The organism is Brevibacterium sp. K11IcPPYGO002, assembly GCF_050920635.1.
Lineage (GTDB): Bacteria > Actinomycetota > Actinomycetes > Actinomycetales > Brevibacteriaceae > Brevibacterium.
Window position 1 is genome coordinate 2,885,728 of sequence record NZ_CP131929.1, and the last position, 17,306, is coordinate 2,903,033.

The window sequence follows — 17,306 nt, forward strand, 5'->3', positions numbered from 1 at the left end:
CTGGGGGCTTTCTTCATTCAGGCCGCCGCGGGCGACTGATACTTCTCACGCGTTACTGGTGTCACTTCGGGGATGAAAAGCGAGTTCGGGGGCGCCTGCAGCGCCTCCTCAATGAGGCGTGCTGTCTTGGGGCTGCACGTCCGCCTTGCTCCCGAATGAAGGTGACCGATGGTCGCCTTTGAGACACCGATGCGCATTGCGAGTTCGTTGACGCTCCTGAACCCTCGGAACTGCATGTAGGACTTGAGGGCGTCGTTGCTGATGAGTCGCACCCACATCCTCCTTTCAATTGACAGAGCCACTTTGTGACCTCCTGGTTCTCTAATCGTAGTGCAACGTGTAACTGGTTACAAGTATCCATGTAGACGGATTCGTCTACAGGCGCAAGTAGACGATCGCCTGTAATTTCCACGGCATGCAAAGTTTCACGCGTGTTCTTTGTAGTCGATCCGTCTACAGTGGGTTTTGACCTGCACCAACATCATGGAGAGTCTGTAGACATGGCGAGACGACGAGAAGTGCCTGAGCCTTGGAAAACACTCATGGATCAGCACGGCATCAGCTCAATTCGCCAGCTATCGCAGAAGTCAGGCGTCAGCGCCCCAGCGGTATCGAGGCTCATGCACCGAGAGGGCCGGCAGGAGGACGACACGATCGTCCGAGTGGCCACCACTCTCGGCCTGGACCTCGATAAGGCATACGGCTTAGCAGGAGTTTCCGCTCCTGAGGCGAAGCCGTACACGCCGCCCGCCGAAGCACACCGACTGAACGAGCGGCAGCGCAAGGCGATTGACGAACTGATTCGCGCAACAGTCGCAGATCTACAGGAGCAGGAAGCAGGTGATTGCAGTGAACGCAGTGCCACCTCCATGAACCAGGCCGGTGAGAAGCCGGCAATAAGCGAGGACGACGGGCTCGGCTCGTTCGGAGGCCGTGCCCGTGGAGACCTCGACCACGAATCCGTTAACGACGGCGCCGGCGACAATGTGCATAAACTGTTCACTCCCCCGCCCGAACGCGAAGACACTGCTGCCTACGATGCCCCCAACCGGGGCAAGAAGGACAAGGAAGAGTCGGAGAAGCGCGGGGAGGAATCGCAAGATCCGGAGGACTGGGAGTGAGCCCGGCCGGCGACCCGATCCCCAGGAAGGCTGCCCTAAAGGCGCTGAGGGCCAAAGAGACGAAAAACGCCGTTAAGGAGCTTCTGGACGCCGGCTGGACAATACATGAAATGGGACACAAGTTTTACGCGTTCTGCCCCTGTGATACCAAATCGCGCATCCGCATCGATGGCACACCCAAGAATGATTCCAGGCATGCCCGCACTATCCGGTCAGAAGCGGCAAAGTGCCCCTTGAAGCACGACCTGATGGATAGCGGGAAGCGGCGTCTGAGGTAACCCAGATAACTCTGTTGACGCTTGACAACATGAAAGCAAACTGAGGTAATTGACTCATGGACAATCAACAGCCCTTCCGATTCAAGTTTCGTGTCCGGAACCTGACTTCCGAGGCTGAAGACGATCTTGCAGAGTCCTCTGAGATGTACTTTTCGCAGCACATGGGAGTGGACTTCATCATCTGCTACGAGCACGGCGAGGATGCCGTGCTGACCGCACGCCAAACGATCGCCAAGCTTAGAAATCACTATGTCCGGGTTGAACGTCTTGAGCCCGACCTAGTTACACGCGCCGAAATTGCGGATCGCGCCAATGTAAAGCGGCAGGCAGTGTCGCTGTGGGTGACCGGACAGCGGAAGGCAGGCTTTCCCTTCCCGGCCGTGTCTTATGGGGGCGGCCTCTGGTATTGGCCCGATGTTGAGGCCTGGCTAGTTACGAATGATGTAGCAATGCACATCGATGAACGGCAGCCTTCGATGGCTGAAATTGATACGGTTAACGACTTCCTTAACCAGCAGACGGCTCTGCCTGATTGGAGTGGATCTCCAGCGCCAGTGACGACTCTCCTCCACACGTCTGGAGTGGTCAATGCTCACTGGCTAATCGAGCAGAGATTGACTGAGCTTCTTCCGCCACGAGCAGCACATTCGAAAAGTTGGGGGACCGCTACTCGAAGCGTCCGAACTGGACGCTTCTCGAGGGCGACTAGCAAGACTGAGGCGAGGCCATGACCAAAGTAGATTTGTCCGAGGTAAAACGTGCCCTCGATCTTTACACAATCTATCCCATAGGTTTCGAGTTCCTACATCGGTCTGTAGCTGACCAGTTCAGCACCAAATGGGAGTACGCCGATGCCGATTTCGACGACCCAGAAGAGGGTGTGCACATCAAATTCGACACCAGTCTTGATGAGCAACGCTCGGAAGATCAGGTTTCCTTTAAGCTGAGCATGTCAGGTTCGACGGCGTCTGTGCATTTCCGGTCTGACATTGTCTCAGTTTGGGGTGGCCTAGAGTCGCTGGCCGATGACGTAGTGCTCGCAGAGTTCGCGAATAGTGTAGCCATCCCGTTGATGGTTCCCTACCTTAGAGAATCAATCGCCGACGGAGTGCGGAGATTACCTGGACCACCATTCGAGCTTCCGTTGTCCGCGACCGAGGATATGGTCTTCCAAGAAGTCGATGAGTAGTCACCTCTTTATGTCAGACCCACCTCCTATGGTCTTGAAGTATGCACCATCCATGGAGAGAACTACGTGAGCGCGGGGACGGCGTTGTCCTGCACTTCACCAGGTTCAACGACACTCGAGTAGCCGCAACAAACGGCAACAACGCCATCTGGCTCGACCAAGATCTACTGCAGGTCGAGCGCCGCTGCGCCATCCAGCACGAGCAAGCGCACATTGACCTCGGGCACACGAACTGTGACGACCCGAGAGAAGAACAAGCAGCACGTCGACTCACAGCCCGGAAGCTCATTCACTGGGATGCCCTCGTCGACGTCTTCAAATGGGCCCACACCGCCTTCGAGGCGGCCGACGAACTGTGGGTGACACCTGAAGTCCTTGAGGACCGTCTCCGGTTCCTCCGCTCTCACGAGAAACACCTGCTCCGACTCATCGGGGCAGCACGACAAGGATGACACCATGGCCAGCATTGAACCGTACGAGACTGCGAAGGGGCGCCGGTACAGGGTTCGGTACACCAAGCCCGACCGGAAACCCACAGATCGCCGCGGGTTCCGCACGAAACGCGAGGCCCAGGTCTTCCTCAACACAGTCGAAGTGTCGAAACTTGAAGGCACCTACGTGGACCCGACGAGGGGAAAGATCACTGTCGAAGAGCTGGGCACGCACTGGCTGAAAACCGTCAGCGCCAAGGAATCATCGAAAAGGGTGTACGAGACCGCGTTGCGTGTTCACATCTACCCGAAGTTCGGCGCACTACCTGTGAACGGGGTATCCCGATCGAACGTCAGAGAGTGGGTTGCGACGCTGTCGGAGAAGCGAGCAGCCAGAACCGTCCGCAGGGCACACTACGTCCTCCAAGCTGTACTTCAGACGGCGGTCGACGATCACCTGATCCCGCGCAACCCCGCCAGCGGTGTCAAGAACTTACCGTCGCTGACTCACCGGAAGAACGTATACCTCACCTACGAGCAGGTTGAGAAGGTGGCGCAGGCGGCTGACGAGCATCACTTGAGAGCTCAGCGCGGGCGGTACGGGTTCGTCATTTACGTTGCCGCATACATGGGATTGCGGTGGAGCGAGATCGCGACCCTGACACCGGAGGACGTCGACTTGGAGGCCCGACGCGTGCGGGTTCGCGCCGAAGTGTCGAAGAACGGCAGGGAACGGTCAGTCGGGTATCCGAAGTTCATGCACGATCGGTTCCGAGCTCTCACACTGAAAGCCGCCCCCGACAGCCTTCTCATTCCCGACTTGGCTGAGCCTAAGAATCAAGAGTCGTGGTTCCTGTCTGTGCGGAAGAAGGCCAAGCTTGACGAGGGGTTCGTGTTTCACGATCTGCGCCACTCCGCGGCATCGTTTGCGGTATCCGCTGGCGCTTCGGTGAAGGTCGTGCAGAATATGCTCGGTCACTCGTCGGCAGCCATGACGCTTGACGTGTACTCGGATCTCTTCGACACGGATGTTGATGATGTTGCAGAGAGAATTGACACTGCGCGTAGTGCGCGGCTCGCTTGAGACCGTCAGTATCTGTAAAGTGGGCGTGGGACCGAAGTGCTAGTTCAGTCCCACGCCCGAGTGGTGATCCTATACGGGGATCAATCGGCTACTTCTTCTTGGGCTTATGAACGACGGTCGTCCGAGGGTTTCGGGCGGCCGTCGACATCTTCACAAAGCGTCCAGTGATTGCGCTGCGCGCACGACCTTTGGCCATTTTCCTTTCACCTCCTTCCGAATTTGAGTATGGGCAAAACGTGGGCAGGTGAGGACAACGGGGCGACCCCGATGGGGCTCAACGCCAACGATCGAGCACCTACAGAAGGGGCCGCCACCGTCCTCACCAGCAAATTCAGAAGTCCCAGTCGTCGTCTTCGGTGTTCTCGGCCTTGCCGATGACGTAGGACGATCCCGAACCTGAGAAGAAGTCGTGGTTCTCATCGCTGCCGGGCGAGAGCGCCGCGAGGATCGCAGGATTGACCTTCGTGACCTCCTTGGGGAACATCGCTTCGTATCCGAGGTTCATCAGCGCCTTGTTGGCGTTGTAGTGGAGGAACATCTTGCAGTCCTCCGACAGGCCCACCGGATCGTAGATGTCGTGGGTGTAGGCGACCTCGTTCTCGTAGAGCTCGAACATGAGGTTCATGGTGTAGTCCTTGAGCTCCTGCTTGCGCTCCTCGGACTGCGACTCCAGACCCTTCTGGTACTTGTAGCCGATGTAGTAGCCGTGCACGGCCTCATCGCGGATGATCAGACGGATGAGGTCAGCGGTGTTCGTCAGCTTGGCGTGTGCCGACCAGTACATGGGCAGGTAGAAGCCGGAGTAGAAGAGGAAGGACTCGAGCAGCGTCGAGGCAACCTTGCGCTTGAGCGGATCGTCACCCCGGTAGTAGCTGAGGATGATGTCTGCCTTGGACTGCAGGTACTTGTTCTCACGCGACCAGCGGAAGGCCTCGTCGATCTCCTTCGTCGAGCACAGGGTCGAGAAGATGGAGGAGTACGACTTCGCGTGGACGCTTTCCATGAATGCGATGTTCGTCAGCACGGCCTCTTCGTGCGGGGTCACCGCATCCGGGATGAGCGAGATCGCACCGACAGTGCCCTGGATCGTGTCGAGCAGGGTCAGACCGGTGAAGACGCGCATCGTCAGCGTCTTCTCATCATCGGTCAGAGTCGCCCAGGACTGGATGTCGTTGCTCAGCGGGACCTTCTCCGGCAGCCAGAAGTTGCCGGTCAGGCGATCCCAGACCTCATCATCGATCGGATCGACGACGCGGTTCCAGTTAATGGCGTCGACATGCGATGCCAGAGTCAGATTCTCCAACGCTTTCTCTCTTCCCAAAGTGCTGTTCGTCGTGAGTACGAGTTGTCTGCGCGGCAGACGAAAGTAATATGCGCGGGCCCCACTGGTGGGATGCGGCCCGCATGAAGCCGGCGGACCGATTCACATCGGTCCGCCGAGTCCGTTGATCAGAGCATGCAGGAGACGCAGCCTTCGACCTCCGTGCCCTGCAGAGCAAGCTGCCGGAGCCGGATGTAGTAGATGGTCTTGATTCCCTTGCGCCAGGCGTAGATCTGCGCCTTGTTGATGTCACGAGTGGTAGCGGTGTCCATGAAGAACAGCGTCAGCGACAGGCCCTGGTCGACGTGCTTCGTGGCCTCGGCATACGTGTCGATGATCTTCTCGTAGCCGATCTCGTAGGCGTCCTGGTAATACTCGAGGTTGTCGTTGTCCATGAAGGGAGCCGGGTAGTACACGCGGCCGACCTTGCCCTCCTTGCGGATTTCGATCTTCGAGGCCACCGGGTGGATCGACGAGGTCGAGTTGTTGATGTATGAGATCGAACCGGTCGGCGGCACGGCCTGGAGGTTCTGGTTGTAGATGCCGTGCTCGGCCACTTGAGCTTTGAGCTCTCGCCAGTCGTCCTGCGTCGGGATGTGCACGTTCGCTGCGGAGAACAGTTCGGCCACACGAGCGGTGCGCGGCTGCCAGGCCTCATCGGTGTACTTGTCGAAGTATTCGCCGGTGGCGTACTTCGACCGCTCGAAGCCGGCGAAGGTCTCACCGCGTTCCTTCGCGATCTCCATCGACGCGCGCACACAGTGGTAGGCGACGGTGTAGAAGTACATGTTCGTGAAGTCCAGGCCCTCATCGGAGCCGTAGTAGATGTGCTCCCGAGCCAGATAGCCGTGGAGGTTCATCTGCCCCAGGCCGATGGCATGCGACATGTCGTTGCCGCGGGCGATCGAGGGCACGGATTGGATGTTCGAGGTCTCGGCGACAGCGGTGAGTCCCCGGATCGCGGTCTCGATGGTCTGACCGAAGTTGTCCGAGTCCATCGTCAGTGCGATGTTGAGCGAACCGAGGTTGCAGGAGATGTCCTTGCCGACGACGTCGTAGCCGAGATCATCGTCGTACTTGCTGGGTTCGGAGACCTGGAGGATCTCCGAGCAGAGGTTGGACATGATGATCTTGCCGTCGATCGGGTTCGCCTTGTTGACGGTGTCCTCGAACATCACGTACGGGTACCCGGACTCGAACTGGATCTCGGCCAGAGTCTGGAAGAACTCACGGGCGTTGATCTTCTTCTTCTTGATCGCCGCGTTGTCGACGAGCTCGGTGTACTTCTCGGTGACATTGATGTCGGAGAAGGGCACACCGTAGACGCGCTCGACGTCGTAGGGGCTGAAGAGGTACATGTCCTCGTTGCGCTTGGCCAGTTCGAAGGTGATGTCAGGGATCACAACACCCAGGGACAGGGTCTTGATTCGGATCTTCTCATCGGCGTTCTCGCGCTTGGTGTCGAGGAACTTGTAGATGTCGGGGTGGTGGGCGTGCAGGTACACGGCACCGGCGCCCTGACGCGCTCCGAGCTGGTTGGCGTAGGAGAACGAGTCCTCGAGCAGCTTCATCACGGGGATGACGCCGGAGGACTGGTTCTCGATCTTCTTGATCGGGGCACCGGACTCACGGATGTTCGTCAGAGCGAAGGCCACACCGCCGCCGCGCTTGGACAGCTGCAACGCAGAGTTGATGGAGCGGCCGATCGACTCCATATTGTCTTCGATGCGCAGCAGGAAGCAGGAGACGAGCTCACCACGCTGCCTCTTGCCTGCGTTGAGGAACGTCGGGGTGGCCGGCTGGAACCGCCCGGCGATGATCTCGTCGACGAGCTGGGTGGCCAGCGTCTCGTCGCCACGGGCCAGGAAGAGAGCGACCATGACGACACGGTCCTCGAAGCGTTCGAGGTAGCGCTTCCCGTCGAAGGTCTTCAGCGTGTAGGAGGTGTAGAACTTGAACGCACCGAGGAAGGTCTGGAAGCGGAACTTCTGATCATAGGCGCGTGTCGACAGCTGTTCGATGAACTCGAACGAATACTGGTCCAGGACCTCGGGCTCGTAGTAGTCCTTCTCGACGAGGTAGTCGAGCTTCTCCTTGAGGTTGTGGAAGAAGACGGTGTTGTTGTTCACGTGCTGCAGGAAGTACTGACGGGCAGCCTGCTTGTCACGTTCGAACTGGATCCTGCCGTCCTCGTCATACAGGTTCAGCATCGCGTTGAGCGCGTGGTAATCCAGATCCGTCTCTTCGCGGATGATGTCCTCTACATTGCGGTCTTCAGCGAGCTCGCGCACAGTTTGTCCAATCCTAGGTTGACAGCGTCGACATCTTCCTGAGTGCCCAGGAGTTCGACTCGATACATGAGGGGTACTTGACACTTTGCCGCGACCTTGAAGGCCGCGCGGCAGTAGTCCTCGCCGAAGTTCGTGTTTCCGGCGCCGATGACACCGACGAGATGACGGCGGTTCTCTTCGACATTGAGGAATCTGATGACTTGCTTGGGAACAGCCCCGCGATTGCGACCGGCCCCATAGGTGGGGGTGACGAGAACGAACGGCTCATCCACTCGCAGCGTCGGCTCCGTGGTCAACGTCGGCAACCGCACTGCCGGGTGACGCAGCTTCGAGACGAAGCGGTGCGTGTACTCGGAGTTGGCAGAGAAGTAGACCAGCAGCATTGTCAGGCCACGACGGACGCAGACTGTTCGCCGGTCAGGGTGGCGATCTTGTCCGGGCGGAAGCCCGACCAGTGGTCATTGTCGGTGACGACGACGGGAGCCTGCATGTAGCCCATCGCCTTGACGACATCGAGGGCGTTCTCGTCGACGCTGAGATCGACCGACTTGTACTTCAGACCCTTGGCGTCGAGAGCACGGTAGGTGGCGTTGCACTGGACGCAAGCTGGCTTGGTGTACACGGTGATCATGACGACTCCTTCAATCTGCTGTGCAGTTCGGCATTCTGATGGCTGTGACCGTGTCCCGTCAACTGCTCGATCATGATGAATATCACCAGGCGCAGGCTCAGGGGTGACCACTAGATGTTGTGTTCGGGTTAGACCTTACCCCTATATCCAGTGTTACACCAGTGTCATTCGAAGGTTCCACACCCTGTGTCATCACCGTCCACATTCGTCCACAGGCTGTGAACGACACTCGTGTAGTTCGATCACCTGCGCGGACGCTGGCATCGGCGGCTTCCGGGCCGATTTTCGGCCGCTGTTCCGCCCGCGTTATCCACCGCTTTCCACAGGAAAATTTTTTGCCTGTGGGCATGTCGCGGACCCCTCGTCCGACGATTCCGAACTCGTTCGTGCGGCACCGGTCACGTCGGAGCGGAGGCGATCATCACATCGCTTCGTCACCGGTCGCAGGGAACGAGGCACCGCCTGTCGTGCGGACCGGGTCGGCGACCTCGGTACGGACCGGGTCGGCCGCCTCGGTGACGGTGATCTCCTCCGGATTTCTCCGGGTTTCGCTTCGCACCTCCTCCCTGACCGTCGTCTGTCTCATCGACATTACAGATCGGTCCTGACATGAGATGGCCCGGCTGTGAACAGGCAGTGGCAGATCCTCTGCGACCGGCTCTGCGACTGGGCGGTCGACCGAGGACGGAGTCGGAAGTGTGTCAGCACTGCAACGTCGACGGCTGTTGCGTGTCAGCGCCACCCAATATGCTGGAGACCACAGAAACGCACCGCACTGCGTGACTGACGACCACAGCGACACCGAGCGACCAGTGACACCGAGAGACTGAGGGACCATGACGGCAACGGCACCGGCGAACACGCAGGAGATCGCGCACGCACAGACGATCCTCAAGGCCTTGGAGTCCTACCTCGACCATTTCGTCGTCGGGCAGCAGCGCCTGCGCGAATCCCTGCTCATCGGGCTCCTCTCCAGCGGTCACCTGCTGTTGGAGAGCGTGCCGGGTCTGGCGAAGACCACGGCCGCTGCCGCGCTGGCCAATGCCGTGGACGGACAGTTCTCCCGCATCCAGTGCACTCCTGACCTGCTGCCGGCCGACATCATCGGCTCGCAGATCTACAACGCGCATGAGGGCTCGTTCAATACGGTGCTCGGCCCCGTGCATGCGAACATCGTCCTCCTCGACGAGATCAACCGGTCATCGGCGAAGACTCAGTCGGCGATGCTCGAGGCCATGCAGGAGAAGCAGACGACGATCGGGGGCAAGCGCTTCGAACTCCCCCGCCCCTTCCTCGTCATGGCCACACAGAATCCGATCGAGCAGGAGGGCACCTACCAGCTGCCGGAAGCCCAGCTCGACCGGTTCATGATCAAGGATCTGCTCACCCACCCGAACCCCGGCGAGGAGGTCGAGATCCTCTCCCGCCTTGACTCCGGAGTCTTCGACAAGGATTCGGTGCCCGATCCGGCCTGCACCCTCGACGATGTCGTGACCATGCAGAGCTATGCCCGCACCGTCTACATCGACCCGGCCATCACCCGCTACCTCGTCGAGCTCGTCCACGCCACCCGCAATACGACGAAGTACCTCGGGCGATTCGCCCCATACATCGAATACGGAGCCAGTCCGCGTGCCTCCATCGCGTTCACGAACGCCGGCCGGGCGCTGGCGATGATCCGCGGCCGCAACTACGTCATCCCCGAAGACATCAAGGACCTCGCCCACAGAGTACTGGCCCACCGCATCCAACTGGGCTTCGAAGCCGCCGCCGAGAACATCACGAGCGCCCAGATCGTCGATGCCCTCCTCATGGCCGTGCCCACCCCCTGAGCGGCGATACCCATGACTGTCCTGCTCAATCGCATCAAGGCGCGGATGACCATCCACGCCCACCGGCGGACCCGGCGCCTCCTCGACGGGGACTACTCCTCGGTCTTCCACGGCCACAGCCTCGACTTCGATGATCTGCGCGACTACATCCCCGGTGACGAGATCCGCGACATCGACTGGAAAGCCACGGCCCGGCACACCGAGCCCCTGGTCAAACGCTATGTCGCCCACCGCAGGCACATCCTCGGACTCGTCGTCGACACCTCCCGCAACTTCGACGCCGTGACCTCCGCCGGTGCCGACAAACGCCACCTTGCCATCCTGATGGCCGGAATGGTCGGCTACCTCGCCGTCCGTCATGCCGACGACGTCATGCTCATCCACGGACATGCCGGTCACACCACCGCCTCCCCGCGGAAAGGCAGCGAGGCCCACCTCGAGCACCTCCTGCAGCAGATCCTCGGCGAGACCGGCACCGCCTCCCCCGGGTCGATCAACACCCAGCTGCAGTGGATCACCAGCCACATCAACCATCGGATGCTGCTGGTCGTCATCTCCGATCAGGCTCCGCTGGGGCCGGAGGCCGAAGCGACGATCCGCCGACTGCGCGCCCAACACGAGGTCCTGTGGATCACGATCACCGACGCGGACCTCGCGGGTCTGCCGGCCGCCTCGGCGCCGTTCGACGTCGCCCGCCCCGACCGCGGGCTGCCGACCTCGGTGATGACGAAACCGGAGGTCCGACAGGAATTCGCTCTCGCCGAGGCGGCCCGCCGTCAGCAGCGGAACGACCTTCTCGCGAAACTGGGGATCTCCCATATCGAAATCGACCATCCGAAGTCGGCCCTCGGCCGACTGCACACTCTTCTGCTGAGGCACCGCCGTGGGCCCCGCTGAGCTCATCGGGCCCCTGGAGGTCTCACCGGCGTGGTACGTGGCGGCCTGCTTCGTGCTGCTGCTGGTGCTCGGAAATTTCTTCGCCCCGCTCTTCCGCGCCGCGGCCGGAGTCACCGCGGCGGAAGGCCCGCGCATCCCGATTCCCGTGCGCAGCACGTACCTCTCACGCATCGGCGCGGTGGAGACGGGCTTGAGCGACGAGTCCGCGGACGTGCGCGAATCGGCACAGGAGCTGGCAGCGATCGTGCGCGAATTCGCCCATGATGCGTGGGGCGTCAAAGCCGAACATCTGACCTACCGCGATGCGGCCGTCGCCGGTCTCGACGACCTCGCGGACTGCCTGCTCGGCCTCTATGAGGCGGAGTTCGCCGAAGCGGAGCCGGCCGGTCTGCAGCCGCAGATCGCCGAGGCCAGGAAGCTGGTGGCGCGATGGTCCTGATGTTCTGGTGGCTGGCGCTCATCCTGCTGGTCCTCGCCGCAGCCGCGGTCTACTTCTTCCGCCGGCCGAAGTCGACGGAGTCCTCACTGGCCGTGGCCCACAGCGGACGGATGACGAGCCTGCCGAGTTTCCGCAGAGCCATGCGCAGACGGCTGGTGACCACGGTCGCCCTCCTCGGCGTCGTCGTCCTCACCGGCCTGTCCGCGCTGGCGGGAATCGCCCGCCCGGCCTGGATCGAGACGGTCAATCCGGAACGGAAGATGCGCGATGTCATGCTCTGCCTCGACGTGTCCGGCTCGATGCTCGGCTACGATGCCGATCTGCTCGAGTCCTACCAGGAACTCGTCGACCGCTTCGACGGCGAACGCATCGGACTGACCGTCTTCAACGCCACCGCGGTCTCCGCATTCCCGCTCACCGACGACTACGACATGGTCCAGAACTACCTCGCCGAGGCCGAGGAGGGGTTCCGCACCTGGGGCGCCGAGGGCACCGACTACTCATGGTCGACCTCGCCCCCGAACATCGGCGGCTCCTCACTCATCGGCGACGGGCTCGTCAGCTGCGTCGACAACTTCGACCGGCAGGACGAGGACCGGTCCCGGTCGATCATCTTCGCCACGGACAATATGCTCGCCGGTGAGCCGCTCTTCGAACTCAACGAAGCCGCCGATATCGCCGTCGACGCGAAGGTCCGCGTCTACAGCCTCTCCCCTCCCTCGGTGCTGACGACCACTCAGACGAAGGAGCTGCGTTCCGTGTCCGACCGCACCGGCGGCGAACAGTTCGACATGGGCTCGGCCTCGACGATCGACCGCATCGTCGAGGAGATCCAGAGCCAGGAAGCGGCGAACACCCCCGGGCGGTCGTACACGATCGTCCATGACATGCCGATGGTTCCGCTCGGCATCGCCGTCTTCGGCCTCGCCGGAGTGTTCGTGCTGGCATGGAGGACGAAATCATGATCTTCGATCCCGTGTTCACCTGGTTCGGCTGGGGCGTCCTCGTCCTCGCCCTGCTCACCGTGTGCATCATCCCGGCCATCCGCGGCGACGGTCCGCGCTGGAGGTGGTTCGCCCGCATGGGCGTCGTCGCCCTGCTCGCGCTCGCTCTGGCCCGCCCCGGCGTCCCCATCAAATCCTCGACCGAGGAGTACGAGGCGCGAGCCGATGTGTACTTCGTCGTCGACGTCACGACGTCGATGGCCGCCGAGGACTTCGACGGGAACGACACACGCCTGACCGGGGTCAAGGAGGACATGCTCGAACTCGCCGATGCCTTCCCCGGCACCCGGCTGAGCATCATCACCTTCGCGTCGACCGCAGCCACCGTGATGCCGCTGACGACCGATCACGCCGCCTTCGCCTCCGCCGTCGACGTCCTCGAACCCGAGTCGTCGATGAACTCGAGGGGCTCATCGATCACCGAGGCCGGTGAGGAGCTCGAGAAGCGGATGACGTCGAACGATGAGGACCGCCCGGAGAACAAGAACGTCGTATTCTACTTCGGCGACGGTGAGCAGACCGTCTCGGAGAATCCGGAGTCGTGGTCATCGTTCGCCTCCCGCATCGACAGTGGAGCCGTCTTCGGATACGGGACCGAACAAGGCGGGAAGATGCGCGACAGCCAGCCGTTCGGCTACGGGTCCGGAGTCGGTGATCCCGGCACTGCGCCCGGCATCGGCGACCCCGATGACCCCGATGACGATCAGGCACCACCCGAATACATCGAGGACCGCAACGGCGAACCCGGGATCTCGATGATCGACGAGGGCAACCTGCGCCGGATCGCCTCGGACCTCGGCGTCGACTACCACCACCGCGACGGAACAGGTGCGATCTCCAGCGTCTACACCGCTCCGAAATACGATCAGGCCCTGGTGAAGAAGGACGGCCGGGTCACCGTCGACGAATACTATTGGGTCCCGCTCATCCTCGTCTTCGCGTGGATCGCCGTGGAGCTCGTCTTCGGAGTCCGCGAATATCTTCGCCTCAAGGCGATCACCCCGAAGCGCCCTCGCCGAGGCGGTCCGCCCGGTTCCGGCGGCCCAGTCCCCTACCAGCAGGTCCCCCAGCAGCCCGTTCCCCATCAGGCGGTTCCTCATGGGCCGTCGCCTCGCCAATCGGCGCCCTACCGGAGAGGTCCGCGATGAACCGTGTGAAGAACCTGTGGTCACGGCGGCGCCGGATCACGAAGATCAACCTCATCCTCGGCACCATATTCGCCCTGGTGTTCGGCTATATCGCGATGGCCACCTATTTCGGAACGGCCTCGCAGGTCCGATACACCTCGAATGACTTCCCCGGTGCGAAGAAGGCGGCGACGGCGTTCCTTCGGGTCAGCCCGTTCCAACGTCACATCGGCTACTTCAACCGCGGCACCGCCGAGGCGGCCGTCGGCGATTTCGATGCTGCCCAGACCGACCTCGAATCCGCTTTGGAGATCGCTCCGACCTCGGCCGAGTGTGCGGTGCGGGTCAACCTGTCCTATGTCTACGAGAAGCAGGCAGATCAGATCGCCTCGCAGGACCCCGACCAGTCGCAGGAGCTCTACGACCGATCGCTGAAGACACTCGAGGACGCACCCGAGGAATGCCAGCCGAAGAAGAGCGAAGAGAAGCAGAAGAGCAACCAGGCGAAGGAACGCGTCGAGGACAAGAAGCAGGGCGAGAAGGCCAAGGAAGAGGGAACCGACGACAGCGAGTCCGATGACGAGGATTCGCAGGATCAGGACTCCGACGACAAATCCTCCGGAGACGAGGGCCAGGATTCCGACGAGGAGAAGGCACCGGACGATTCCTCAGGCAAGTCCGAACGTGAGAAGAAGCGTGACGAGCTGGAGAAACGCCGTGAGGATTCCGAACGGCAACATCGACAGCAGGGCCCAGGCGGCGACGGCGGCCGGTCGACCCCGGAGAAACCCTGGTGATCGCCGGCGCGGGCCTCCGGTCGCTCGGGCGAGAGGCTGCGGCACCGCTGCCCTGTGACATCATGAGTTCATGAACGTCTCCGACCCCGCCGCCTCAGATCCTGCTTCGTCCTCTGCGCCCGGATCGTCGTCCTCGAGCGCATCCGGCTCCGCCGCTTCGGCGTCCGCTCCCTCGGCACCGTCACCGCGACTGCGGGCCGCTCTGGAGACCTTCCCGCCCTATATTCCGGGCAAACCTCCCCGCCGGGTCGAGGGTCTCGAGTCGTTCAAGCTCTCCTCGAACGAGAACTTCCTGCCTCCCCTGCCGGCGGTCCTCGAGACCATGGTCGCTCACGCGACGAACCCCGCGCTCTACCCCGACGATGCCGCACGGGCCCTGCGTCAGGGACTGGCCGACCGCCTCGGGGTCGGACTCGATCAGCTCGTCGTGACCGCCGGAGCCAGCGAACTGCTCGTCGCGCTGACCCAGATCACCTCGGACGCCACCACCGAGGCGATCTATCCGTGGCCGTCGTTCGAGATGTACCCGCAGACCACCGGGCTCGCCGGTTCGACCCGCCACGAAGTTCCGCTGACAGCCGACGGCCGTCACGACCTCGCCGCGATGGCGGCGGCGATCACCGAGGCCACCAGCCTCATCATCCTGTGCTCACCGAACAATCCGACCGGCCCGGTGCTGCGCGATGACGAGGTCCGCGCTTTCCTCGACACAGTGCCTGCCCACGTCCTCGTCGCCCTCGACGAAGCGTACTGGGAGTTCGCCACCGCACCCGGGCGAGCCGATGGACTCGGTCTTGTCCGCGACTATCCGAACCTCGTACTGCTGCGCACCTTCTCCAAAGCCCACGGACTAGCCGGACTGCGCGTCGGCTACGCCGTCGCCCATCCGCCGGTCATAGCAGGACTGCTCAAGGCCGTCATCCCCTTCGGCGTCACCGACCTCAGCCAGGCCGCCGCCCTCGAATCCCTCAATCACTGGGACGACGTGCTCGAGCGGGCCGGCGAGATCGCACAGACCCGCGATGCCTTCGCCGCCGCTCTGCGCGAACAGGGCTGGGAGGTGCCCGAAGCACAGGCGAACTATGTCTGGCTGCCGCTGGGTGAGAAATCCGATGCCTTCGAAGACGCCTGCGTCGAGCAGGCCGTGGCGGTGCGCAACCTCGGTGCCGGTGTGCGCATCAGCATCGGCGAGGACGAAGCGCTGGCCCGGGTGCTTGAGATCGCCGAACGTTTCCGCATCGAACACTTCGAGGAGTAGTCAGCGAGCACAGCCGGGCAGAACACTGCCGCACAGAACACTGTGCCGGGCAGTCTGTGAGAGGTGAGCCTGCAGTTCGGCGAGTTCGAGGGCCATCGACACCGCCTGCCGCGTCTCGGCACGGGAGAGGTCGCGGCCGAGCAGCTTCTCGATCTTCACCAACCGTGCCCGCACCGTATGCCGGTGGACTCCCAATTCGGCAGCGATGCGCTCCCGCGCCCCGGAGGCGGCGATGAACACCCGCAGAGTCTCCAACAGCTCCTGACCACCACGGGCCCGAAAGAGCTCGCCGAGAACCCGATCGACGAACCGGTCGGCAGCCTCCTCATCGACGGCCGAGAGCAGCGCCCTGACCTCGGACGCCTCGGACTCATGCTGCGTCCGCCACAGCATCCACGTGTGATGGAGCTGCCCCAACGGCAGCCTCTTCTCCGCAAGCACGTCCAGGCCGGTGACCTCGGCTGCCTTCGCCACCAGCTCATCGAGCCCACGCTCCTGCGCCCCGACCACGCCGAGCAGCGAACCGGTGCGGGTGAGCAGACTCCGCCCGACGATATCGGCGATGAGGCGTTCGGCGGACTCGCCGCGGACACCGCCGAAGATGAGCATCCCCACCGTCGCCACCGGCGCCAGACCCGTCACCCGCGTCCACTCCCCGCGCGCCTCACCATCGGCCAGATCGGTGTCGAAGAGCAGCGCCCGACCGGAGGGAACGGGCAGATCCGCCAACGACATCGCCAACAGCGCCGAGGCGGTCGACAGCAGCAGGGCACGTGTCTTCGGAGATCCGACCGCCTCGGCGGGGGTGAGAATCCACCCGAGCGGCTGGTCACCGCCGATCGGAACGGCCTCGACGATCCGCGAACCGGTGCGGATCAGTCGAGGTCCCGCCGTCGGTTTCAATGACTCCTCGATGAGCGCCGAACGCACGTCGGCCTCGGCATCGTCCCCGCTCAACGCCCGGCCGGTGGGCGAAACGAACCGAACCGGAGCCTCCAGCGTCTCCGCCAGATCGGCCACGAGAGCAGCAGGCCCCTCACCGGCCAATGCGGTCGCGAAACGACGCGCGGCGCTGCTCGCCCGGGTCAGCTCCCTGTTGGTCTCGGCCTCACGCATCCGGGTGAAGGCATCGACGACGGCGACGAACGGCACAGGCTCGGGCACTCCGAACAGCGCCAGTCCCTCCTCCTGCGCGGCGGCGACGAGCTTCGGAGGGACCTGCTGCCACGGCAGGTCGGAGCCCAGACCGATGCCGAGCGCATGCACGCCGACAGCCTTGAGGCGGCGCACATAGTCCGCGACCTTGTCCCCGCCGAGGTCCTGGCCGACCCCGATCGTCAGCAGCACCTCACCGCCGGCAAGCCATTCGTCGACCTCCGGCAGCTCCGAGGAATGGACGATCGTGACATTCTGCTCAGCTGCGGTGGACGAATCGACGATGACGTCGAGCGCGAGTTCGGTGCGTGACCAGATCTGTTCCAAGGTGACCATGCACCCGATTCTATCCAGGCTGGACAGCACTGAGTTCAATTACACCACTTTGGATATCGGTGTTGTGTGACCCAGGTCCTAGGCTGAGGACACAACCTCCGACCCATCGGGGTCG

19 protein-coding genes are annotated in these 17,306 nt (G+C 62.4%); 12 read left to right on the forward strand and 7 right to left on the reverse strand.

What is annotated here, in order from left to right; translation table 11 throughout:
- Positions 1-17: 17 nt before the first annotated feature.
- Positions 18-272: a helix-turn-helix domain-containing protein gene (locus QYM46_RS13205; protein ID WP_139908645.1), complete on the reverse strand. Its 255-nt coding sequence runs from the start codon at positions 270-272 to the stop codon at positions 18-20.
- A 270-nt stretch (positions 273-542) separates the two neighbouring features.
- On the opposite strand from QYM46_RS13205, the gene QYM46_RS13210 reads away from it, so the two are divergent.
- From QYM46_RS13210 to QYM46_RS13230, 5 genes are all read left to right on the forward strand, one after another.
- Positions 543-1,121, forward strand: a complete 579-nt coding sequence (locus QYM46_RS13210; protein WP_432789285.1) for a helix-turn-helix domain-containing protein — start codon at positions 543-545, stop codon at positions 1,119-1,121.
- Between the two features lie 334 nt (positions 1,122-1,455).
- Positions 1,456-2,130 (forward strand): hypothetical protein, encoded by a 675-nt coding sequence (locus QYM46_RS13215; protein WP_432789286.1) that lies wholly within the window; start codon positions 1,456-1,458, stop codon positions 2,128-2,130.
- Entirely contained in the window at positions 2,127-2,588 is a 462-nt protein-coding gene (locus QYM46_RS13220; protein ID WP_432789287.1) for a hypothetical protein, read from the forward strand. Before QYM46_RS13215 ends, QYM46_RS13220 begins: the two co-directional genes overlap by 4 nt.
- A gap of 41 nt (positions 2,589-2,629) precedes the next feature.
- On the forward strand, positions 2,630-3,040 hold the full coding sequence (locus tag QYM46_RS13225) for an ImmA/IrrE family metallo-endopeptidase (protein WP_432789288.1): 411 nt from the start codon (positions 2,630-2,632) through the stop codon (positions 3,038-3,040).
- A gap of 4 nt (positions 3,041-3,044) precedes the next feature.
- Complete coding sequence (locus QYM46_RS13230; RefSeq protein ID WP_432789289.1) at positions 3,045-4,103, forward strand: tyrosine-type recombinase/integrase; 1,059 nt, start codon at positions 3,045-3,047, stop codon at positions 4,101-4,103.
- A gap of 331 nt (positions 4,104-4,434) precedes the next feature.
- On the opposite strand, the gene nrdF is transcribed toward QYM46_RS13230, so the two are convergent.
- The 5 genes from nrdF to QYM46_RS13255 form a co-directional block, all read right to left on the reverse strand.
- Positions 4,435-5,406 (reverse strand): class 1b ribonucleoside-diphosphate reductase subunit beta, encoded by a 972-nt coding sequence (gene nrdF / locus QYM46_RS13235; RefSeq protein ID WP_062862062.1) that lies wholly within the window; start codon positions 5,404-5,406, stop codon positions 4,435-4,437.
- Positions 5,407-5,552: 146 nt separating this feature from the next.
- Positions 5,553-7,679: a class 1b ribonucleoside-diphosphate reductase subunit alpha gene (gene nrdE / locus QYM46_RS13240; protein ID WP_432791739.1), complete on the reverse strand. Its 2,127-nt coding sequence runs from the start codon at positions 7,677-7,679 to the stop codon at positions 5,553-5,555.
- A gap of 5 nt (positions 7,680-7,684) precedes the next feature.
- Positions 7,685-8,098 carry a class Ib ribonucleoside-diphosphate reductase assembly flavoprotein NrdI gene (nrdI, locus tag QYM46_RS13245; protein WP_169252815.1) on the reverse strand — a complete coding sequence of 138 codons (414 nt, stop codon included), beginning with the start codon at positions 8,096-8,098 and terminating at the stop codon, positions 7,685-7,687.
- A gap of 2 nt (positions 8,099-8,100) precedes the next feature.
- Positions 8,101-8,346, reverse strand: coding sequence for a glutaredoxin-like protein NrdH (gene nrdH / locus QYM46_RS13250; RefSeq protein WP_025778731.1), 246 nt, complete (start codon positions 8,344-8,346; stop codon positions 8,101-8,103).
- 421 nt (positions 8,347-8,767) lie between these two features.
- Positions 8,768-8,938 (reverse strand): hypothetical protein, encoded by a 171-nt coding sequence (locus QYM46_RS13255; protein ID WP_432789290.1) that lies wholly within the window; start codon positions 8,936-8,938, stop codon positions 8,768-8,770.
- Between the two features lie 244 nt (positions 8,939-9,182).
- On the opposite strand from QYM46_RS13255, the gene QYM46_RS13260 reads away from it, so the two are divergent.
- The 7 genes from QYM46_RS13260 to QYM46_RS13290 all read left to right on the forward strand — a co-directional run bounded on the left by QYM46_RS13260 (position 9,183) and on the right by QYM46_RS13290 (position 15,700).
- Positions 9,183-10,178 (forward strand): AAA family ATPase, encoded by a 996-nt coding sequence (locus QYM46_RS13260; protein WP_025778733.1) that lies wholly within the window; start codon positions 9,183-9,185, stop codon positions 10,176-10,178.
- A gap of 12 nt (positions 10,179-10,190) precedes the next feature.
- On the forward strand, positions 10,191-11,075 hold the full coding sequence (locus QYM46_RS13265; protein WP_432789291.1) for a DUF58 domain-containing protein: 885 nt from the start codon (positions 10,191-10,193) through the stop codon (positions 11,073-11,075).
- The gene (locus tag QYM46_RS13270) at positions 11,062-11,514 is read left to right on the forward strand and encodes a hypothetical protein (RefSeq protein ID WP_432789292.1); all 453 of its coding nucleotides are present in this window, start codon (positions 11,062-11,064) and stop codon (positions 11,512-11,514) included. The genes QYM46_RS13265 and QYM46_RS13270 overlap by 14 nt, the downstream gene beginning before the upstream one ends.
- The gene (locus QYM46_RS13275; protein ID WP_432789293.1) at positions 11,505-12,479 is read left to right on the forward strand and encodes a vWA domain-containing protein; all 975 of its coding nucleotides are present in this window, start codon (positions 11,505-11,507) and stop codon (positions 12,477-12,479) included. Before QYM46_RS13270 ends, QYM46_RS13275 begins: the two co-directional genes overlap by 10 nt.
- Positions 12,476-13,666, forward strand: coding sequence for a vWA domain-containing protein (locus tag QYM46_RS13280; RefSeq protein WP_432789294.1), 1,191 nt, complete (start codon positions 12,476-12,478; stop codon positions 13,664-13,666). The genes QYM46_RS13275 and QYM46_RS13280 overlap by 4 nt, the downstream gene beginning before the upstream one ends.
- Positions 13,663-14,442: a hypothetical protein gene (locus QYM46_RS13285; RefSeq protein WP_432789295.1), complete on the forward strand. Its 780-nt coding sequence runs from the start codon at positions 13,663-13,665 to the stop codon at positions 14,440-14,442. Before QYM46_RS13280 ends, QYM46_RS13285 begins: the two co-directional genes overlap by 4 nt.
- Positions 14,443-14,512: 70 nt before the next feature.
- A complete protein-coding gene (locus QYM46_RS13290) occupies positions 14,513-15,700 on the forward strand; it encodes a histidinol-phosphate transaminase (RefSeq protein ID WP_432789296.1) in 1,188 nt (395 codons plus the stop codon).
- Here the strand turns inward: QYM46_RS13290 and QYM46_RS13295 are convergent, their stop codons facing one another.
- Positions 15,701-17,191, reverse strand: a complete 1,491-nt coding sequence (locus tag QYM46_RS13295) for a PucR family transcriptional regulator (RefSeq protein WP_432789297.1) — start codon at positions 17,189-17,191, stop codon at positions 15,701-15,703. It abuts the gene before it with no gap.
- Positions 17,192-17,306: the final 115 nt, after the last annotated feature.